The organism is Paenibacillus sp. 1-8, assembly GCF_056316205.1.
Map to the genome: position 1 here is coordinate 309,176 of NZ_CM149995.1, position 19,840 is coordinate 329,015.

General features: G+C 46.1%; 19 protein-coding genes. 13 read left to right on the top strand and 6 right to left on the bottom strand.

The features are described from left to right. The first annotated feature begins 247 nt into the window (after positions 1-247). Positions 248-1,768 carry a monooxygenase gene (locus AC0WRU_RS01390; RefSeq protein ID WP_476126926.1) on the top strand — a complete coding sequence of 507 codons (1,521 nt, stop codon included), beginning with the start codon at positions 248-250 and terminating at the stop codon, positions 1,766-1,768. Between the two features lie 76 nt (positions 1,769-1,844). After that, complete coding sequence (locus AC0WRU_RS01395) at positions 1,845-2,357, top strand: MarR family transcriptional regulator (RefSeq protein ID WP_476126927.1); 513 nt, start codon at positions 1,845-1,847, stop codon at positions 2,355-2,357. An 86-nt stretch (positions 2,358-2,443) separates the two neighbouring features. On the opposite strand, the gene AC0WRU_RS01400 is transcribed toward AC0WRU_RS01395, so the two are convergent. Together AC0WRU_RS01400 and AC0WRU_RS01405 are read right to left on the bottom strand one after the other, a co-directional pair. Continuing rightward, a complete protein-coding gene (locus tag AC0WRU_RS01400) occupies positions 2,444-3,373 on the bottom strand; it encodes a response regulator (RefSeq protein ID WP_025686352.1) in 930 nt (309 codons plus the stop codon). A gap of 5 nt (positions 3,374-3,378) precedes the next feature. Beyond that, the gene (locus AC0WRU_RS01405; RefSeq protein WP_476126928.1) at positions 3,379-4,683 is read right to left on the bottom strand and encodes a sensor histidine kinase; all 1,305 of its coding nucleotides are present in this window, start codon (positions 4,681-4,683) and stop codon (positions 3,379-3,381) included. A 212-nt stretch (positions 4,684-4,895) separates the two neighbouring features. Here AC0WRU_RS01405 and AC0WRU_RS01410 point away from each other — a divergent pair, with 212 nt between their 5' ends. The 9 genes from AC0WRU_RS01410 to AC0WRU_RS01450 all read left to right on the top strand — a co-directional run bounded on the left by AC0WRU_RS01410 (position 4,896) and on the right by AC0WRU_RS01450 (position 14,627). Then, entirely contained in the window at positions 4,896-6,149 is a 1,254-nt protein-coding gene (locus AC0WRU_RS01410; protein WP_476126929.1) for a cation:dicarboxylate symporter family transporter, read from the top strand. Between the two features lie 259 nt (positions 6,150-6,408). Beyond that, positions 6,409-7,920, top strand: a complete 1,512-nt coding sequence (locus tag AC0WRU_RS01415) for a methyl-accepting chemotaxis protein (RefSeq protein ID WP_476126930.1) — start codon at positions 6,409-6,411, stop codon at positions 7,918-7,920. 131 nt (positions 7,921-8,051) lie between these two features. Further along, positions 8,052-8,414 (top strand): DUF1304 domain-containing protein, encoded by a 363-nt coding sequence (locus tag AC0WRU_RS01420; RefSeq protein ID WP_476126931.1) that lies wholly within the window; start codon positions 8,052-8,054, stop codon positions 8,412-8,414. A 160-nt stretch (positions 8,415-8,574) separates the two neighbouring features. Next, complete coding sequence (locus tag AC0WRU_RS01425) at positions 8,575-10,194, top strand: ABC transporter substrate-binding protein (protein WP_476126932.1); 1,620 nt, start codon at positions 8,575-8,577, stop codon at positions 10,192-10,194. A 73-nt stretch (positions 10,195-10,267) separates the two neighbouring features. Beyond that, complete coding sequence (locus AC0WRU_RS01430; RefSeq protein ID WP_149095462.1) at positions 10,268-11,218, top strand: ABC transporter permease; 951 nt, start codon at positions 10,268-10,270, stop codon at positions 11,216-11,218. Between the two features lie 4 nt (positions 11,219-11,222). Continuing rightward, on the top strand, positions 11,223-12,068 hold the full coding sequence (locus AC0WRU_RS01435) for an ABC transporter permease (RefSeq protein WP_476126933.1): 846 nt from the start codon (positions 11,223-11,225) through the stop codon (positions 12,066-12,068). Positions 12,069-12,129: 61 nt separating this feature from the next. Continuing rightward, a complete protein-coding gene (locus AC0WRU_RS01440) occupies positions 12,130-13,167 on the top strand; it encodes an ABC transporter ATP-binding protein (protein WP_476126934.1) in 1,038 nt (345 codons plus the stop codon). Further along, positions 13,139-14,125: an ABC transporter ATP-binding protein gene (locus AC0WRU_RS01445; RefSeq protein ID WP_476126935.1), complete on the top strand. Its 987-nt coding sequence runs from the start codon at positions 13,139-13,141 to the stop codon at positions 14,123-14,125. The genes AC0WRU_RS01440 and AC0WRU_RS01445 overlap by 29 nt, the downstream gene beginning before the upstream one ends. 43 nt (positions 14,126-14,168) lie before the next feature. Continuing rightward, positions 14,169-14,627, top strand: coding sequence for a hypothetical protein (locus AC0WRU_RS01450; protein ID WP_476126936.1), 459 nt, complete (start codon positions 14,169-14,171; stop codon positions 14,625-14,627). A gap of 575 nt (positions 14,628-15,202) precedes the next feature. Here AC0WRU_RS01450 and AC0WRU_RS01455 read toward each other — a convergent pair. Then, a complete protein-coding gene (locus AC0WRU_RS01455; protein WP_476126937.1) occupies positions 15,203-16,090 on the bottom strand; it encodes a copper amine oxidase N-terminal domain-containing protein in 888 nt (295 codons plus the stop codon). A gap of 647 nt (positions 16,091-16,737) precedes the next feature. Between AC0WRU_RS01455 and AC0WRU_RS01460 the strand changes: the two genes are divergently transcribed. Then, positions 16,738-17,232: a hypothetical protein gene (locus AC0WRU_RS01460; RefSeq protein WP_476126938.1), complete on the top strand. Its 495-nt coding sequence runs from the start codon at positions 16,738-16,740 to the stop codon at positions 17,230-17,232. A 73-nt stretch (positions 17,233-17,305) separates the two neighbouring features. On the opposite strand, the gene AC0WRU_RS01465 is transcribed toward AC0WRU_RS01460, so the two are convergent. The 3 genes from AC0WRU_RS01465 to AC0WRU_RS01475 form a co-directional block, all read right to left on the bottom strand. Then, positions 17,306-17,770: a hypothetical protein gene (locus tag AC0WRU_RS01465; protein ID WP_476126939.1), complete on the bottom strand. Its 465-nt coding sequence runs from the start codon at positions 17,768-17,770 to the stop codon at positions 17,306-17,308. A 375-nt stretch (positions 17,771-18,145) separates the two neighbouring features. Further along, positions 18,146-18,361, bottom strand: a complete 216-nt coding sequence (locus AC0WRU_RS01470; protein WP_476126940.1) for a helix-turn-helix domain-containing protein — start codon at positions 18,359-18,361, stop codon at positions 18,146-18,148. After that, complete coding sequence (locus AC0WRU_RS01475; protein WP_476126941.1) at positions 18,313-18,645, bottom strand: sigma-70 family RNA polymerase sigma factor; 333 nt, start codon at positions 18,643-18,645, stop codon at positions 18,313-18,315. The genes AC0WRU_RS01470 and AC0WRU_RS01475 overlap by 49 nt, the downstream gene beginning before the upstream one ends. A gap of 484 nt (positions 18,646-19,129) precedes the next feature. Between AC0WRU_RS01475 and AC0WRU_RS01480 the strand changes: the two genes are divergently transcribed. After that, entirely contained in the window at positions 19,130-19,687 is a 558-nt protein-coding gene (locus AC0WRU_RS01480; protein WP_476126942.1) for a GNAT family N-acetyltransferase, read from the top strand. Positions 19,688-19,840 lie beyond the last annotated feature (153 nt).

The window sequence follows — 19,840 nt, forward strand, 5'->3', positions numbered from 1 at the left end:
GCTAGCGCTTGTACAGCACCATTCCGCCCACTTCGTTCTTGTTCCACCTTTTTTCGAAAAAAGTAGTTGATAATTATTCTCAATGTAGCTACAATAAAATTGTTTCACAAGAAACAAAATATCATGAACGATTATGATTTTTATTTAGATACGAAAATGTTAAAGGGGAGCTTTTCGCATCTTTATATTGTTTCCTTTGAAACAAAATGGTGGTGGGATTATACTTTCATACAAAGGAGCGTGAGACATGGATTATGAAGTGATTATAGCGGGTGGCGGTCCTGTCGGGATGTGGCTGGCTGCTGAGCTGGCATTGGCAAAGGTGAGTGTTTGTGTGATTGAGCGATTAGAGGAAGCAAGTCCCTACTCGCGCGCACTTACGTTACATCCTCGGACGCTGGAGATGTTTGATATGCGTGGATTGAAAGAGCGATTCATGGAGCACGGCAAGCCCATAAGTACGGGACATTTTGCCATGCTGGATACACGTCTGGACTTTTCGGTGCTTGACAGCTCCTCGAATTATACCTTGTTTATCCCGCAGGAGATCACCGAGCAGGTACTGGAGGAACATGCGACAAAGCTGGGGGTTGTGATCCGACGTGGTGAAGAAGTGGTGTCTGTGCGGGAACAGGATCAGGGTGTAGAGGTCGTCAGTGTCCGTGCATCCGGTTCGCATGCGAATGTGTCGGTGATGACAGCGGCTTATGTCGTAGGAGCCGATGGGGCGGGAAGTACCGTGCGCAAGCAGGCAGGTATTGCTTTTCCCGGCACGGATACTACTCTGACCGCTGTATTAGCGGATGTAGAGCTGGCCGTTCCTCCTGAAAATGGAATGCGTTCCGAATACACAGAGCGGGGTGGGGTGATGATTGCCCCCGTTTCTCCGGATATTTACCGGGTTATTTTGACTACCCCCCATCTGATGCATGTCCCGAAAGACGTACCTGTAACGCTGGAAGAGATTCAGACAGAACTGCGCTATCTTCTCGGTACAGACCTTGGAGCGTCTAATCCCCGCTGGTTGTCCCGATTCGGGAATGCTACGCGGCAGGCCGAAACATATCGAAAGGGCAGAATCCTGCTGGCTGGCGATGCTGCACATATTCATTTCCCGGCAGGTGGACAGGGCATGAATGTGGGTTTGCAGGAGGCGACGAATTTGGGATGGAAACTGGCAGGAGTGATTCACGGCTGGGCTGCGGACACGCTGCTGGATAGCTACCATGGCGAACGCTACCCTATTAATACACAGTTCTTGCGGAATACGGAGATTCAGACCAGCCTGTTGGATTTTACGACTGCTGTACTGGCTCACCGTCAGTTGCAAGAGAAATGGTTCCGTCATACGGAAATCAACCGTTCTATGGCGGAGCAAATTAGTGCGTTGGATGTAGGTTATCCGGCGGCTGAGGGTATGCCGCAGCATCCTCTGAACGGGAAGCGGTTTGCCGATTTCCAACTACGGCTGTCTGACGGAACGAAACCGTATGCATACGATCTTTTTCATGAGGGCCGTTTTGTGCTGCTTCATCTTGCTCAGGATGCCAAGATAGCGAATGAGCTTCACAAAATTGCACTTTCGCATATCTCATATGTAGAGGCTGTAGCCGAAGAAGCGCCTGTGGGATGGAGTGATGTGCATACGGTTCTGATTCGTCCAGACGGTTATATTGCATGGGCTATTTCCTTGGAACAGACGGACGTGCTGAGAACCATCGGGGAAGGTATCGCGAGCTGGTGTAGCGGAGAACCCGTATTGCTATAACCATATTGTTTCTTGCGAAACAAATTTAAGCTATAATGAAGGGAGGAGTACCCCAAAGGAGTGACCATCCGTTTGTATGGAAAAAGCCACAACCATCCAGCACGTCTATGACCTGCTTATCAAAACTAACCATCAGCTTGAACAGTATCATCAGAGAGAGAGTATGTCTTTTCTCGAAGAAGTCCACGAGCATTTTGACGGGGTAGCTTCGCTCAATTTGACCGATATTCACGTTATTGACTGTATCGGAAGGCATGAGCCGATTAATGTTACGACATTAGCGGATCGGATTGAGCTGAGCAAAGGTACAGTTTCGAAAGTCAGCACCAAGCTGCTCAAGGAAGGCTGGATTCGCAGAACCCAGCTTAACGACAACAAAAAAGAGATTTATTTTCGTCTAACCCCGTTGGGTAAAAAGCTCTTTCTTGTGCATGAGCGGCTTCACAATAAAGTACAGCATCAGTTGCTTCAATTTTTAGATCGTTACAGTACGGAGGAATTAAATGTCTTGAAACGCTTGTTGTCCGATGGTGTCGGTTTTTTGGGTGCAATGGAACGCCAGGACAAGAGTGTGGAACCAAAAGACTAGAAGATGATCGGCATTTTTTTAACAAAATGGCATCTGCGTAACCCTTCTCATGTGGTGGACACATTAGGGGATATGCAGGTGCTTTTCTAATGCAATAGCCTTTTGGCCTCCATATAGAACACCTGTACAAATTTCTTCGTATTAATACGGGCTTGAGACAGCGAGGGCTCCACATTGTTTTGCAGCTCCAGCATTTTTTTGCGGATTTCTGTAAAATCAAAAAATTTGGACGCATAATTTTCAAATTTAGGGTGAGTGTAATCCGTCAATCCGAGCGACACGATATGGCTTAGTGTCTGGAAAATAGCGCGGCGGACGCGCTGCTCAGATGCCTTGATTTCCTTGCTCAGCTCTGCCGCAGAAGCCGAGTTTCCCAGCCGTTTCAAGGCTACATTCGCGAAGATATCCTTCAGCGGCGGGAACATGCAGGGGGACAGGTTACCCGTTTCCTCCTCATACTGATCCAGATATTCCAGCATGTCCAGCAGATCCATACTCCCCGCTTCGCCGATCATTCCCATTTCGGAGAGCAGAAATTGTCCGGAGGTTGTGATTTTTTTGGTAGGTTCGGCGGTTGTCGATGGTCCTGTCGATGCGAACATCGATAGTCCCTGTAGCGTGCGCTGGATATCTGTGATCGATTGCTGCATACGCAAACGCTCGGACACCTTATGAATCACCGCAATAATTTCCAGCCGATTCAAGGGCTTGGCAATGTAGTATTCAATACCGAGTGAGTAGGCCTCGCCGATCATATTTTTGGATTCAATGCGGGAAATCATAATGATTTTGCCGCTGAATTGATCACCGAGCGCGCGTACCGTCTGAATGCCATCACGAATCGGCATCAGCAGGTCAATGAGTAATATATCAATCCGGTTAAGCTCCAGTAGATCGCTGTTCACATAGGAACCGTCCTCCGCTTCCCCGATAACCTCACCTAAACCTTCATCTTCAATAATGTCTGCCAGCATAGAACGAATTCCCTGATCGTCATCCACAATATAAAAACGCATCCGGGCTATCTTCCTTTCTCCGTCAGTTTCCGTAAAGGCAATGTGACTGTAAAAGTGGTCCGTACCCTGTCTGTGTGTTCTTCTTCATGCTGTTGCAGCACAATCGTTCCTTCGAGGCTCTCCGCGACCTCGCGCACATAAAACAATCCCATACCGGTCGAAGGCTGTCCTTCATCATCATACTTGGTTGTATACCCCGGTGTGAAGACCATTTCCCGTTTGCGCTGAGGAATCCCCGGACCGTTGTCCGTGACGCTAAAGGTTACGGTGTCCTCTTTTCCCGGTAGAAACCGAATGGAAACGTCAATCCTTCCGTTGTCCTTCATCGCTTCAACCGCATTGGCTGTCAGATTATTAATGAGTGTCAAAACCGTATAAACATGCAACTTCGGCAGTAAAGAGTCAACATGCAGGGTGAAATAAATGGGCTTGTCCAGCGCGTGGGCATATTTGCGGTTCGTTCGGACGATCAGCTCCCCAAGCTCCCGAGAAGGCATGTAATGCACTCCGCTTTCCGCATCAATCAGCTTGGACAGCCCGGCATAAATCCGCTGACTGTCTTTTTTGATCTCATGAACCTGTCCGGAAATACGCAGCGCCTGTCTGGCGTAGTGGTCCCTGTCTTCCAAGGATTCAGCCTGCTGCAACTCCCGGTATAGCTCGTAGCTTTCACGGGTGATCTGCTCAGTATCCGACAGGGTCTTGCCGAGCTGGACAGACTCCTCGTACAGATCCGAAACCAGAAGCAGAATCCGTTCGGTCTGCTCTCTTTGCGCTTCTTCATGCTGAACGGACTGCTTCAGGCGAATGATATTATAGAACCCGAGCACGAAGAAGCTGCGGATCATGGCGATAAGCACCACCTTGCCCATCTTGATGATGTCCCAGAATTCCCCGTCAATGCTCCGCCGGACGCTAAGTTCCGCCACGCTTGCCACAACCTCAATACCCACGGAGAGGATGCCCACCCGGAGAGCGCGGTAAGGCTCGGCATTAATGTTAAGGACCTGAAATAGCAGGCCGTAGACCATGTAATAAAAAAAGGTAGGCCCGTGCAGGGTTACCAGCTCTTCGAAGGCAGGACCGGGATGTGTGAAATAACTGAGTGAGATGCGAAAGGCCACCACGGCTAAGCCAGTAAGCAGTCCCGATACAGCGGGCGGAATATGACGAATAGATAGCAGAAAGAAAAAAAATACTGGTGTGCCGAAGCTGAGACGAAATGTATTAGAGAACGGGTGAATATTTAGCTCGCCCGCCAGCGGTACGAACACAAGCATAAGCAGGAAAAGGAGGATATTCAGCTTCATAATTATTCACCTCCTGTGTATTCGATCCGAAAGACAATGTGAGATAAATTCACAATTCAACATTAAAGTGGTGAATTTATTGAAAAAAAACAAATACAGGTGTAGATAATTGTCGGTTTTTATAGTTCGGATTGTAGTATAAATAACATCATTTGAATATTAAGAACAGTATACTGAAAAAATATACAAATCGGCCAGGGGGGAGACACGAAGTGAAAAAGATTAATTTGACGATCCAAATCTTTATCGGACTGGCTTTAGGTATTATTATTGGTGCCTTATTTTACGGCAATTCAGGGGTGGAAGTCTACTTAAAGCCGATCGGCGATATTTTTATCCGGTTGATTAAGATGATTGTCGTGCCTATTGTGATCTCAACTCTCATTATCGGCGTAGCTGGCGTCGGGGATATAAAAAAATTGGGTAAACTCGGCGGGAAGTCTATTATCTACTTTGAAATCGTAACGACAATTGCCATCCTTTTCGGACTGCTCGTTGCCAATCTGGTTCGGCCCGGAGATGGCGTGGATATGTCCCATCTGGCCAAGAGCGATATCCATAGCTATGTGGAGACAGCAGAAAAGTCAGGCCACAGCTTTATGGATACGATTGTGCATATTGTGCCTACTAATATTTTTCAAGCGCTGGGCGAAGGGGATATGCTGGCCATCATTTTCTTCTCCGTATTGTTCGGACTAGGGGTAGCGGCGATTGGTGACAAGGGCAAGCCTGTGCTGGGCTTCTTCGAAGGTGTAGCCGACGCCATGTTCTGGGTAACCAATCAGGTTATGCGCTTGGCTCCTTTTGGTGTATTTGCGCTGATCGGAACGACAGTGGCCAAGTTTGGACTGGCTTCGTTGTGGCCGTTATTGAAGCTTGTTTTGTCTATATACGGCTCCATGTTCTTATTCATTGTGATTGTTTTTGGAATTATCGCTAAGCTTTGTGGTACTCGTCTCTGGACTATGATTAAAATTTTGAAAAGCGAGTTGCTGCTGGCTTACTCGACCGCCAGTTCGGAGAGTGTCCTGCCCAAGATCATGGAGAAGATGGAGAAGTTCGGATGTCCGAAAGGAATTACTTCCTTTGTCATTCCGATAGGATATTCCTTTAATCAGGACGGTTCCACCTTGTATCAGGCGCTGGCTGCGATCTTCATCGCCCAGATGTATGGTATTGATCTGCCGATCACTACACAGATCACGCTGGTGCTGGTGCTGATTATTTCTTCCAAAGGTATGGCAGGTGTGCCGGGCGCTTCCTTTGTAGTTTTGCTCGCTACACTGGGATCAGTGAACCTTCCGCTGGAAGGCTTGGCCTTTATCGCTGGTATTGATCGTATTCTGGATATGGCGCGTACGGTAGTCAATGTATTAGGCAACTCGCTTGCCGCCGTGGTCATGTCCAAATGGGAAGGCGAATACGATAAGGAAAAAGGCGAGGAATATGCTGCTTCTTTGAAATAAAATCAAATAAACCGAATATTTGCCGAAAAGAACACTCTTGCAGAGTAAGTGCGAGGGTGTTCTTTTCGTTTCCAGACCTGTGAGGGTTCTCCCTTATTCGACATTTTTAGATAATTTATTTATGTATATTTGGGTGTATAGTCTTAAAAAATGGTTCTTATTACCTAATTAATTTCAATTCTATTTATAATGATTATTGATAATATTCCGATATAAAATATACCGTTTCAAACATTGGTTCAGAAGGGAAGATCATATCATGTTTTTCAAAAAAAACGAGGCTCAATCATTTGCTCCTTTAGTGGAAGAAAGCCGCAAATTGTTGCAAAAAATACAGCAGAAGGACTATTCTGCCGCAATACAACTATCCACTGCATCTACCGAGGTTCAGGAAATCGCAAACAATGTCAACCAAGCGCTTGAATCCATCAAAAATGAAGCTCGAAACACCGACATTCGTCTGAAACTCGTCACCAAGGCGATTAAAGTCGGCTTATGGGATATGGAGGTCATTGCAGGTGATCCTGTGAATCCAAACAATACGTTCACGTGGACAGATGAATTCCGTTCCATGTTGGGGTATCAGAGCGAAAAAGATTTCCCAAATGTATTGGATAGCTGGGCATCCCGGTTACATTCGGAGGATTATGACTGGGTATTGGCAGCGCTGGCTGATCATTTGCTGGATCATACGGGTAAGACTCCTTATGACATTCAGTATCGCTTAAAGCTGAAGCATGGCGAATACCGTTGGTTCCGTGCGACTGGAACAACGATTCGCGATCATCAGGGAGTACCGCTTCGGATTGCTGGTGCTTTGCTGGATGTGCACGATCAGAAGATTAAGTCCGAGGTACTGGAAGCCATGGTTACAAGGTATGACCTTGTTAACCGTGTATTAATCGAAGCTCCATACGACATCATCCTGGTTGAAGGAGATATAGAAAATCCAAATAGTGAATTTTGGTGGTCACCGCAATTTCGCAAAACGATGGGCTTTAGTGATGAGAAAGACTTTCCGAGTAAGCTTAGCAGTTGGAGTTCACGCTTGCATCCAGATGACGTTGAAATAGCGTTTAAAGCGTTGAACGACCATTTGAATGATTTTTCAGATCGCACTCCCTATGAAGTAACTTGCCGCTTGCAGAATAAAAATGGCGAATACCGCTGGTATTATAATAGTGGGAGAAGCATACGTGACAGTAAGGGAGTACCAATTCGTATGGCAGGTACTATCCGTGATGTAACGATGGAGAAGCAAAAGCAGGCTGTTGCAGACGAGCTCACGCTCAAAATACAACATCTCTCCGATTCCATCGCGGAAATGGTGAATGGTGTCAACTCGGTTAGTAATCAGGCGCAGGAGCTGGCTACGGCTCAAGAGCAATCGACTGAGGCGGCTAATCAGGCCAAAGTCAGCGCGGAAGAGACACAAAACATTTCCAACTTCATTAAAGAGATTGCCAATCAAACGAATCTGCTTGGGCTGAATGCGGCGATCGAGGCATCCCGTGCGGGTGAACAGGGACGCGGTTTTGCTGTAGTTGCGGATGAAGTAAGGAAGCTTGCCATTCACAGCGCCGATGCGACCGGAAATATTGAGACCAGTCTGGACGAAATGAAGACGCTCATCGAGCGGATTTTGCATAACATCGGCAACATGTCTACGTTGACGCAGACACAGGCCGCGCTCACGCAGCAGGTGAATGCATCTACGGACGAGATTAACAGCATGTCCAAAGCATTGCTTGATTTTGCGAGAACGATGTAAGGGTTTATACAGGAATAAGGTCGGGCATTAGGCTCGGCCTCTTTACTGTTTTTGGAAGAACCATTATACTTTTCGGAGATAGATTTTAAAAAGTTACCTCATCATAACTTGTGTGGAAAAGAGGAATATACTTGAGCTTGATCAGTTCAATATTGGTGGGAATTGTTGCTCTGGAGCATGTGTACATTTTAATTTTGGAAATGTTTTTGTGGACGACTCCACGGGCGATTCACACGTTCGGCACCTCCAAGGAGCTGGCGGGAGTGACCAAGTCACTGGCTGCGAATCAAGGGTTGTACAACGGGTTTCTGGCTGCCGGGCTGGTATGGGGGCTACTGTACCCGGATGCTGCGGTAGGGCAACAGATTCAGCTGTTCTTTGTCATTTGTGTTCTGGTGGCTGCGATTTATGGTGCCCTGACGGCCAATAAATCCATTTTACTGAAACAAGGTTTACCTGCGTTGCTGGCATTAATCAGTTTGCTGGTCTTCTAAAAGACACTCTTAACGGGTGTCTTTTTTGCTGAATTCGATCACATAATGTCTGAACTTCTAATGAAAAGGGGAATAGGTAGTTTTTAATTGATTGTAAATCCGATTATTCCGATTTATAATATTTTTTATTACACACTTAGAGAACTCGGAGGCTAGAGACATGCGGCGTAATTGGACTGGTGTATTTGTATTGATCATATTAATGTTGGTGGTAAGTGCCTGCTCTGGCGGGAATTCCGGTTCTTCGTCTGCGACAAATGATAGTGCAGCGAATACAAATGCTACGACAGCTGATAACGGGCAGCCCAAAGATGGCGGTAGCCTGATCATCGGTGTACAAGCCGATCCGGTGGTGCTGAACCCGAACTATGCGGGTGACCGGGTGAGTCTGACGATAGACCAGGCGATATTCGCACCTTTGTTTCAGGTGAACAACGGCAAGAAGACATTCTATCTGGCAGATAGCCTGACTCCTTCGGCAGACAAGCTGACGTACACGCTGAAGCTGAAAAAGAATCTGACCTGGCATGATGGCGAAAAGCTGACGGCTGACGATGTTGTGTTCACGATCAATAAAATCTTGGACGAGAAGCAGCACAGCTTTTTGAGAAGTAATTTCATGATCAACGGCAAGCCGGTTCAGGTGAGCAAGGTTGATGATACCACGGTGGATTTCAAGCTTCCGCAGGCAGCTCCTGCTTTTGAGGCGGCACTGGTACAGGTATCCCCGATTCCGAAGCATATTTTCGAGAACGAAGCGGATATTGAGAAAAGCACCAAAAACAACACTCCTGTCGGATCGGGTCCTTTCAAATTCAAGGAATACAAAACCGGCGAGTACGTTTCGCTGGAACGGTTCGATAACTATTTTGGCGGCAAGCCGCATCTGGACTCTGTCACGTACCGTATTGTGAAGGATGCGAATGCTGCGAGTTTGGCGCTCCAGAATGGCGAAATCAATGTTAACTATGTAGACCCGCAAAATGTGGAGACGATTAAGGCAACCGGGAAGTTCGACATTTTCCCATACAGCGAAGGCCGTTTGGCTTATCTGATGTTTAATGAGAACAGCGACACAAAGCAGTTGAACAAAAAAGAAGTGCGTCAGGCGCTTTCATATGCGCTGAATCAGGATGAGTTGATTCAAGTATCTTATGGCTCCAAGGATTATGCTGATTCCGCGAAGTCTGCTTTGACACAGGACGTGCTGTATCACACGAACGATGTTCCATTTTTCAATAATGATGTGAATAAGGCGAAAGAACTGTTGAAATCGGCTGGAGCTGAAGGACTGAAACTGCGCATTATTATTCCGGGTGGTAATAAGGTACAAGAGGCACAGGCGCTGTACATTCAACAGAAGTTCAAGGATATCGGCGTGCAGTTGGATGTAAACAGCATGGATTCCTCGGCTTGGTCGCAAAAATTTGTTGATACGAATGCCAAGGACTTCGATCTGGCAATCAGCGGCTACATTATGGGCTATGACCCGGACGCGTACCGTATTTTGTACAACACCGGATCTTCCTCCAACTATTCGCATTATTCCAACAAGGAAGTGGATAAGCTGCTGGAAGAGGGCGCGGGAGAGTCGGATACGACCAAACGTGGAGAAATCTATAAAAAGGTACAGGAGCTTTTGGCTGATGATGCCGTCATCTACCCGATTGCTTACACCAAAACGATAGTGGCGTTCGACAAGCAGTATGGCGGTATTGATCAGGCTGTGCTGAAACCGGTCGTGATTTTCGAAGATTTGTCCAAAATATATCACAAATAAGACAGGGTTTTCAAAAAATAAGCTGGGAGAACCAGCTTATTTTTTTCGAGAACAGCAAGGGGAAGAGAAACGTATGAGACAACTCATCGCCAGAAGATTGCTGCAAGTTATACCGATGCTATTTTTTGTATCCATCGTCTGCTTCGGCTTGATCAAGCTGGCTCCAGGTGATCCGGTTCTCTCTTTTGTTACACCGAATATGCATCTGGAAGATATCGAGCGTATGAGGCACAGCTTGGGGCTGGATCAGCCTGCTTATGTGCAGTACATGTTGTGGCTCAAAAAAAGCCTGACGGGTGATCTGGGCTATTCGCTCATTAATCACCAGCCGGTACTGGATCAGATTCTGGATCGCCTCCCGGCTACCGCCGGATTAATGGGTGCATCCATTGTACTGGCTGTCCTGATTGCGATTCCACTCGGCTTGACGGCTGCCGCCAATCGGAACCGCTGGATCGACAAGCTCATTAATCTGATGTCATACATCGGAATTTCTGTGCCGTTGTTTTGGCTTGGCATTTTACTTATTTATTTGTTTGCGATTTATCTGCATTGGCTTCCGAGTACAGGGATGCGTACCATTGGAACGGACTCGGCGCTGGATGTGATCAAGCATGGGATTTTACCGTGTTTTGTGCTGGCCTTCGGGTTTTTATCTGTGTATGTGAGGTATATCCGTTCCAGTACAATTACGCAGCTCAAGGAAGAATACGTGCAGATTCAATATGCGTTCGGGTCTGGCAAACGACTGGTTTTATTTCGGCATGTGCTCAAGCATGTGCTGCTGCCTATCATTACGCTGCTTGGTATGTCGGTTGCGGATCTGGTAGCCGGAGCCATCGTAACCGAGACGGTATTTTCCTGGCCGGGTATTGGCTCGCTGGGCATGACGGCGGTAAAAGGGATGGATTATCCCGTTATCATGGGCATTACACTGTTTTCCGCCCTGCTGCTGATCCTGGGCAATCTGCTTGCGGATATTTTATACAGCATCGCGGACCCGAGAATTAAATCAACGAGGTGAACTCATGAATCGGAGCAAATGGCGCAACATCGGGATCGAGCTGATGACGAGCAAAATGGGCGCCACCGCCCTCATACTATTGATCGTATTCTCGCTGGGGGCAATCTTCGCCTTTCTGTCGCCGCAGGACCCGAACAAGCTGAACGTGCTGGAACGACTCCAACCGCCGGGAGCGGCACACTGGTTTGGCACGGACGATTACGGCCGGGATTATTTTACAAGGGCGCTGTACGGCGGTCGGGTATCGTTGCTGGTGGGCTTTGCGTCTATGATTATTGCGACCAGTATTGGCGCGATAGTAGGCATTGTGAGCGGCTATTTCGGCGGATGGATCGATAATTTGCTTATGCGGATTTTGGAGCTGATCATGTCGATTCCGTCTTTTTTGGTTATTTTGCTGTTGAGTGTGTTTTTGAAGCCGGGTGTCGGCAATATTATTGTCATTATCGCCCTGCTGATGTGGATGAATATTGCCCGGGTGGTCCGGGCAGAGACGATGACGCTGCGGGAACGGGAATATGTGCTGTATGCCAAAGCTTCGGGACAAAGCACGTTCGGGATCATTTTGAAGCACATCGTTCCGAGCCTGATTCCGGTAATTATCGTGGGGGCGACGAACAATATCGCTTCGGCGATTATGATGGAATCGTCACTGAGCTTCCTCGGCTTTGGTGTGCAACTGCCGAACGCGACATGGGGAAGTATGCTGAATAATGCCCAAGGGTATATTGCACAGGCTCCATATATGGCCTTATTCCCTGGGCTGCTTATTTTACTGACTGTGCTGAGCTTTAATGTCTTGGGGGACGTGCTGCGTGTAGGCTTTGAACCCAAGCTGGTGAAACGATGATTCGCAGCTATAAGATCCATTACCAATGGCTCCAGGAGCGACAGAAAGGAGCGACAACACAATGACTGAACATCTGCTGTCTGTCGAACAGCTGGAGGTTTCCTTTTTCACTCGTGAGGGGGAGAATCAGGCAGTTCGAGGGGTTAGCTTTCATATTGATGCTGGAGAAACGGTAGGAATTGTAGGAGAATCCGGTAGCGGTAAAAGCGTTACAGCTAAAGCGATCATGTCCATGATTGCCCCGCCGGGCAAACGGCTGAATGGCGACATTCGTTACCGGGGAGAAAGTCTGACGGCTCTAACGGAAAAGCAATGGCGTAAAATACGCGGGAACCAGATTGCGATGGTCTTTCAGGACCCGATGACCTCGTTGAACCCGGTCAAGAAGGTCGGCTATCATCTGGTCGAGGTGATTCGCAGACACCGGGGACTGAGCAAGGAAGCGGCCACGAAAGCTGCTGTGGAGCTGCTGCGACAGGTGGGGATTACCGAGCCGGAACGCCGGATGAACCAATACCCGCATCAATTCAGCGGGGGGATGCGTCAGCGGGTGATGATCGCGATGGCGCTCTCGTGCAGCCCGGAGCTGCTGATTGCTGACGAGCCGACCACGGCGCTGGACGTGACGATCCAGGCGCAAATTCTGGAGCTGCTCAAGACGTTGAAGCAGCAATCCGACATGGCGATTGCCCTGATCACCCATGATCTGGGCGTTGTCGCCCAGGTGTGCAGCCGTGTCATCGTGATGTACGGCGGCATGGTGATGGAGGAGGGCCGCGTGGACGATATCTTTTATCGTCCGGCCCACCCGTATACGCAGGGCCTGCTGCGCTCTGTGCCGCAGCGTACGAACGGCTTCCGCGAGCGGCTGGTGCCGATTGAGGGCACGCCGCCAGATTTGCTGGACCCGCCGTCCGGCTGTCCGTTCATGGAACGGTGCCCGCACGCCTTTGCCCGCTGTGTAGAGCGGCCGCCGATGGTGGAGCTTCGCCCGGATCAGCGGGCGGCCTGCTGGCTGAACGAGCCGGACGCTGTGCCTGCCGGAGTCTACGAGACGCCCGAAGCGGGTTATGTGGAAGGGGGGAATAACGGTGAGTGAGGCAAACGATGTATTGGGTGAGCATCAGCCCTTGGTGGAGGTACACCAGCTTAAGAAGCATTTTGTGACCGCAAAGAATTTGTTAGGGCGTAGCTCTGAGGTGCTCAAGGCGGTTGATGGCGTGAGTTTCCAGATCAAGCGTGGTGAGACGTTCGGATTGGTTGGCGAGTCGGGCAGCGGTAAATCGACGGTTGGACGCTGCCTGACGCGGTTATACGATTATACGGAAGGCACGGTGCGCTTCGACGGTCAGGATATTTCCAAGCTGAACGATAAGCAGCTCAAGCCGCTGCGTCGGCGTATTCAGAGCATTTTTCAGGACCCGTATTCCTCGCTTAACCCCGGTATGAATGTGCTTGATCTGATTGGCGAGCCGATGGACATTCACAGATTGCATCAGGGCAGTGAGCGTAAGGATGCCGTCGTGGCTTTACTTGAAAAGGTCGGGCTGAAGCGGGAGCATTTGTACCGCTACTCGCATGAGTTCAGCGGCGGGCAGCGCCAACGGATTTCTATCGCGCGTGCCTTATCTGTGAATCCGGAGTTCATTGTCTGTGACGAGCCGATTTCGGCACTGGATGTGTCCATTCAGGCGCAGGTGATTAATACGCTGGAGGATCTCCAGCAGGAATTCGGGCTGACGTATCTGTTCATCGCCCATGATTTGTCGATGGTGCGGCATATTTCAGACCGGATCGGTGTGATGTACCATGGACGATTGGTGGAGGTAGCCGATGCAGATGAGCTATATGAGCAGCCAGCCCATCCGTATACGCAGTCGTTGCTGTCCTCTATCCCGGTGCCTGATCCGAGAGCAGCCGGAGAGCGGGACGATTTAGGGGCGAGTTTTGCCCAACCAGACAGTTCTTTGGCATGGGACAAGGACGGTGAGAGTGCCACTGAGCTGCGTGAAATCAGTCCCAGCCATTATGTAGCGTATCCGGTTACGTTAGGTTAAGGTTGGTGTACGATGTACGTGATCAACAAGGAGGCGAGAAACAATGACTGAATCGACGAAAAGAGTACGTATTTCCCAATGGGACGCGCTCATGCTGGAATCTTTACGCAGATTAGGCTGGTCCGATGAGGAATTAATCCATCGGGTGCAGTACAATGAACTGCCAACGGACGGACAGTCCGGTTTTGATTATGCGGAGCTTGCCACCGGGCTGGCGTCCAAAGAGCCGGAGGTGTTTGTCAGCGCGGTAACGGAGGGATATCAGATCAAGTACAATACGATACGGGGCATTCGTTCGTGGATTGCCGTTGCGTTCGGGCGGGAGCCTGAGCTGTCGCTGGAGGAAGGAAGCGAAGCCGTTACTTCCGAGCTGACGAAGGTTGAGTATGCTCGGATGGAGCAGGTGCTGTCATTCGGCTGGTCGATACAGGAAGATCGGCCCGCGACTGGAGATGCTGCGGGATTGTACCGAATTGTGCCTGCTGTCCAGACGGTTGGATAATACTTTATTTCGTTTTTATTAGAAACAAATACGGAAACAGTGCCCGAGAAATAATTTGGGATTGACGTTGAATTAAAAGATTTTGCTATTTTATATAACGGTAAGTGTTCGAGAATTCAAAATCCCTACGAAATATGGAACAAAAACTCATTCGTGACTAATGTATCTTATTTAGACGTGTGAAGGGTTCTTCTAACTGGCGATTATATCATCGAATGGATAAGAGAGGGCGTAAAGACGAATAATTTGACCATGCAGGGAGTGCATGATCTCATAGCTGCTATTGGGATCTGATAATTGTATGAATATTCTTTCTATAGGCTGAGCCAGTATGTTTGAATTTTTTCACCAGGTTCTGCCACGTTTACTGGGTAACGACAGGGTATATAATTGGGCCGATACGAGAGTGTCTAAGCCGATTTAGGTGCCACGATTTAGGCACTCTCGCGCTTACCCACCTACGGAGCGAAGGTTAAAGGCTGAGGACCGGATTTAGAAGGTATGAGGGATTGTGAGCACTACGCTATTCATAACATCTATGTGCGGTAATCTAGAAAGGCATAGCTAGTTTTGATTTATTTTTGTTCATCTGGGATATCGATAAAGAAATTTGTTGGATCAACTGGTTTTTGTCCTAGGTTTATTTCCTTCCCATTATTGTCAATGAGACTGTAACTGATTTCTCCAATGGCGGCCATGAAGTTAAAATGGGCTACTCGATTTTGAATCGTAGGTTTCTGACCATCTTGTTCTAACAATTTATAAGGCAAAAACGATAGACCACTGCTTTCTTTTTTGGTTGAGTCAAAGCGTGCCGTCCATATTAATTCAACATGATCGTTGTTAATTTTATAGCAAGAAATTACATCCATTTCCTGAATGAAAAACGAATCTGATTTGCCTTCAGGAAAATAATAGTCTGTGTTCAGATTTTCGTACCCTTTGGGTGTAAATTCTTTCAAGTTACTAACTTTAGGAAGTTTGATTGCTGCTCCTCTGGATACATTAAGCTTATCAGATGTATATTTTTTTTTTATTTCATTGCTTGCCTTTGCTACATAGGCCGTCTGGGATTTTGGATTCCAGGAGACATACGCACCGGATGAATCGGCTATAAATCGCAGAGGGACCATAACCCGTCCGTTTCTCAAAGTTGTGGCAACAGGCAATGTTATTTTTTTTGAACCAATCGTTGTATTTTTTTGTCCAATTTTCAAAATTGTTTTTTCACCGCTACGGTCTAATACTACTGTTTTAGTAGTGTTATTCCATGTAATGGATACCCCAGGTAAATTTTGAACAGCATTTAACGGGACCATCGTAGTCCCGTGAGATTGATAAGCATCATCAGAGGATATACTTGAATTATTTACGATAATATGTACCGAAGAAGCCCGCGCTGCTCCCGCACCTAAAGTAAGGCTCAAAACAGATATACATGCAATTTTTGAGATGAAGTTCATTGTTTGTACCTCCGTAATGTATTTGTTGTTATAGACGAATAAAAAAAGAGAAACGTTGCATATATTTCAGATTTATTACATAAAATCCGATACTACGATTTCCTCTCCTACAGGAATATTATGAGCGAAAACAAAAAAGAGAAGATAGAGATATAAAAAATGTATCTGAGTTTAGTTTAAATCAAGTTAAACAACCAAACACACGAGCAGCAACATCTTTTAGTGTTACTTCTATTAAGCGAAATTCAAGAATGAACTATAGGGAGTTCGCAAACAAGCTTCGATTAAAATTTAATATGACTCAACAACAATTAAAACTGTGGCATCATTATGTATTAAAACGAGGTGTTAAAAACTTTGATGAATTATGGATTGTAGCGGAACAACTCGAAAATTTTGAGCAACTTGAAGAAGTTCTTAATCGATCTCTGTAACACCTCCAAAATTTTCGAGTAAATCAACTTGAGAAGCTTGGAATATACGTGCAATTAAAAGCGAATTAGAACGTCAGTAGATTGAATCCAGATAACAGGATCAGACAAGATGAAAACTGCAATTTGTGTCACTTATCCTTTTTATAGTATGATTTACTAGAGAAAAGGATAAATTCACTAAATAAAAAATAAATAAATTGAGGAAGTGAATTGATGAAGAAACGCACTATTAGTATTGCTGTTGCTATTGTTTTCGTACTAGCATGGGGCATTTATGGCACTTATTATTTGCTGAATTTAAATACATCTATTCAAAAAGCTGTGCTGGATCATGTCGATATCGATAATGTCTATCTCCAGATTATCCGGACGCACTCTGAAATTACTAATGAACCAGTCGATAATGACGTGCAAGTGATGGATAAGAATGGAGTTAAAGCAATATTGGATGAATTATCTAGCATTGAGCTAAAAAAAACGAGTGGAATAAATAACGAGAATAAAGTCCCTTATTACTATAGTATTATCATTCGCCCGAAGAGCGATCAGGATTCAACACTAGAGTATGAAATTACAATTAGGAATAATAAATCAGTATCTATCTTTGGTCAGGGAAACAAAAATCATAGACAGGAATATACGATAACAAATGAATTCGACTACGATTCGTTTAAAACTTCGATCGATAAACTCTTTCAAAAGAGGTAGTTAATTCGTATGAGAAAAAGGTCGGTTGTAAAACTCAACCGACCTTTTTCTTAGTTATTTTATTGAATCTCTCTTAGAAGACTTCCCATCCATTGCCAGAGTGTGCTTTTTGCACGATGCCATTACCCGAAATAAAGCGGAGAACAGTACCGTCTTGTAGAGTGTACTCAAGGAACGGGAATTTAATCTGATACAGATCGTATTTGCCACCGTAAATGGAAATTTGATTGTTGATTTTATCCATGCCTCTAACACCGTTATCAATGACGTTTGCGACTGTTGAACCCGTGCCTGCGGAAAATAGAGCAGTTACGAGGGAAGTAATTCCTACTGCCACCCCTACTGGTGTACTTGCAACGAAGACTAGGCCCAGAACCGTGGCTCCAATTCCTGTTAACCCTGCTATGATTGCAGCTTTGTTGGCAGAACCACCGCTAAAATTCCCGCTCTCTAACGCGACACGTTGCGCTTCACTCATTTTCTGCAATTGAAACGGACTTACCGTTACTGTTGCTGTATACTCCCGTGATCTCGCCATACTATATCAACCTCCTGATTTTTTGTGAGAGAACTGATGGAGTCGCTGACATCTAAATGGCTCCACATTTTCTTGATATCAGTCTTCAATTCTCTTTCACTTATGTAGGTGATTTAAGGCTGTAAATTACAACCAAATCGTGAAAATTACGAAGACATAAATTTTCTCTAATTCATGTACTTTGCTCGATTATCCCCTACACTTATATAGGAGTTGGGGGCTGTAACTACACAACCTGAACATGAATTTTTTTTGGATCAAGAAAATTCCCCTCCATGCAAGAAGAGTTGAGGAATATATCCCAACCTCGACCACAGCAAAACTAAATAAGCTGCTTCGGTAGGGAACCGGAAGCAGTTTATCGCCAAGGACTCTTTATTTTTTCATGATAAACTCAAGAAGTTCGATTTTCATACTCTGGACGGCATCCTCTTCTGACATACGGATGAATTTACTTAATCTCTTAATATCTGGATCGAAATATTGAAAAATTGCATTCATGGCCTCTACATCGGATTTGGTTTGGGCAAGTACTACTAATTTCATAAACTCATCATCTGACATAAATCGTGAAGTTCCTTCTTTTTCCATTTGTTCGCCGCCTGTTGTGTAATATGGAGTTCCTTGGCAACTTGGACTTCCGTTTTATCGTTTATGTAAATTTCATAGATGACCTTTTTGCCTACCTCAGACCTTAGTCTATTAATATATGATTGCATTGTTATTTTGTTATCAGACTCTTCGGAAAAAGAGCATTGAAAGAGATTAGGCTTGGATTCTAAAGAAATTTCACGTTTCCAATTGCGTTTTGTACGATACTGCATTCGCCAAGCAATTCTATAAAGCTCACGTCGATAATCTTCAATAGCACCCATCGGAAATATTTCCTCCCTTATATTCATATACGTACATACAAGGTAGGAGTTATCAAAATCAATATAACAACCAATTTATAGAATCAACTTTCTTTTTTTAGCAAATATAATATAATGTTGAATTATTTTGGAACTATTTGAAATTGACTTGAAGAAGCCACTGAAATTCCGTGAAGGATCTAGGCGATATGGGGAAGCTGTTGGAGGATCCATTCCTTAGTATGCTGGCATGGGGAGCCGAACAGAGGAACGGAAAAAAAACCGTGTCCGGCAAGCGTAAGGGATCGCTGTTGCTAAAAAAGAATGGGTGAAGTTTGGAAGGCCTAAGAGACAGATAATCGGGGCCGGGATTTATGTGAACGTACGATAAGTGGAAATCCAGAGAGATTACCGCAGCCGAAGCTATACGTGAACTAGGTATGAGCAAAACGAGTCTTTATGCTATATTTTATACATAAGGAAAATCAGAGAGTTGAGGTGCAGCATGGCATCAATGACTATTGTCGAATCATCCGTCAAACCAGGATTAATGGCATTTCAGGCAAGTACTGAAGATCAGGCTGAGGTTCAGGAATTAATTTTAAAGACGGCCAGATGGCTGCACAGCAAAGGCTCCACGCAATGGGGCAACCTACTCAAAGGAAAAGATGATCACAACCTGGGCGGCGCTATTTCGCGCGGCGAAGTGATCATTTTCCGAAAGTCAGAGGGGCATTCCTTGGCAGGCTCTATGATTCTGCAGCAGCAGCCCAGTGCATGGGATCGTAAGTTGTGGGGATTAAATGAAGCGGATTCCGAGCCTGGAACCTCAGTATATCTGCATCGCTTGGTTGTCGATCGCGATAGCACCGGGAAGGGGCTAGGCCGTGAACTGATGCAATGGATTGAACAAGGCATCCGTTTCACAGGTAAGGATCGAATCCGATTAGACTGTATTGCGGGGAATGACAAGCTTAGCGAGTTTTACAGACAATGCGGCTATACGTATATAGGCGAAACGAACGGCTATAATATTTTTGAAAAGATGCTAACAGAGATGTAGGAAAATAAAATCTGAGCTGAGCAAAGGGACGTCTAAACAGACGTCCTTTTTGCTTTTTGAGTCGTGTCATTCTATCCCGATATACGGCTAACCACGAATTAAAGGGTTTTATAAATAAGTTTATTCATTAATTAAAACGTCATAAATAAATGT

What these genes read in the sequence shown, in the direction of transcription:
- AC0WRU_RS01390 (WP_476126926.1), top strand. Translation starts at nt 248, where the DNA reads ATGGATTATGAAGTGATTATAGCGGGTGGCGGTCCTGTCGGGATGTGG.
- AC0WRU_RS01395 (WP_476126927.1), top strand. Translation starts at nt 1,845, where the DNA reads ATGGAAAAAGCCACAACCATCCAGCACGTCTATGACCTGCTTATCAAA.
- AC0WRU_RS01400 (WP_025686352.1), bottom strand. Translation starts at nt 3,373, where the DNA reads ATGCGTTTTTATATTGTGGATGACGATCAGGGAATTCGTTCTATGCTG.
- AC0WRU_RS01405 (WP_476126928.1), bottom strand. Translation starts at nt 4,683, where the DNA reads ATGAAGCTGAATATCCTCCTTTTCCTGCTTATGCTTGTGTTCGTACCG.
- AC0WRU_RS01415 (WP_476126930.1), top strand. Translation starts at nt 6,409, where the DNA reads ATGTTTTTCAAAAAAAACGAGGCTCAATCATTTGCTCCTTTAGTGGAA.
- AC0WRU_RS01425 (WP_476126932.1), top strand. Translation starts at nt 8,575, where the DNA reads ATGCGGCGTAATTGGACTGGTGTATTTGTATTGATCATATTAATGTTG.
- AC0WRU_RS01430 (WP_149095462.1), top strand. Translation starts at nt 10,268, where the DNA reads ATGAGACAACTCATCGCCAGAAGATTGCTGCAAGTTATACCGATGCTA.
- AC0WRU_RS01435 (WP_476126933.1), top strand. Translation starts at nt 11,223, where the DNA reads ATGAATCGGAGCAAATGGCGCAACATCGGGATCGAGCTGATGACGAGC.
- AC0WRU_RS01440 (WP_476126934.1), top strand. Translation starts at nt 12,130, where the DNA reads ATGACTGAACATCTGCTGTCTGTCGAACAGCTGGAGGTTTCCTTTTTC.
- AC0WRU_RS01445 (WP_476126935.1), top strand. Translation starts at nt 13,139, where the DNA reads ATGTGGAAGGGGGGAATAACGGTGAGTGAGGCAAACGATGTATTGGGT.
- AC0WRU_RS01450 (WP_476126936.1), top strand. Translation starts at nt 14,169, where the DNA reads ATGACTGAATCGACGAAAAGAGTACGTATTTCCCAATGGGACGCGCTC.
- AC0WRU_RS01455 (WP_476126937.1), bottom strand. Translation starts at nt 16,090, where the DNA reads ATGAACTTCATCTCAAAAATTGCATGTATATCTGTTTTGAGCCTTACT.
- AC0WRU_RS01460 (WP_476126938.1), top strand. Translation starts at nt 16,738, where the DNA reads ATGAAGAAACGCACTATTAGTATTGCTGTTGCTATTGTTTTCGTACTA.
- AC0WRU_RS01465 (WP_476126939.1), bottom strand. Translation starts at nt 17,770, where the DNA reads ATGGCGAGATCACGGGAGTATACAGCAACAGTAACGGTAAGTCCGTTT.
- AC0WRU_RS01470 (WP_476126940.1), bottom strand. Translation starts at nt 18,361, where the DNA reads ATGGAAAAAGAAGGAACTTCACGATTTATGTCAGATGATGAGTTTATG.
- AC0WRU_RS01475 (WP_476126941.1), bottom strand. Translation starts at nt 18,645, where the DNA reads ATGGGTGCTATTGAAGATTATCGACGTGAGCTTTATAGAATTGCTTGG.
- AC0WRU_RS01480 (WP_476126942.1), top strand. Translation starts at nt 19,130, where the DNA reads ATGGCATCAATGACTATTGTCGAATCATCCGTCAAACCAGGATTAATG.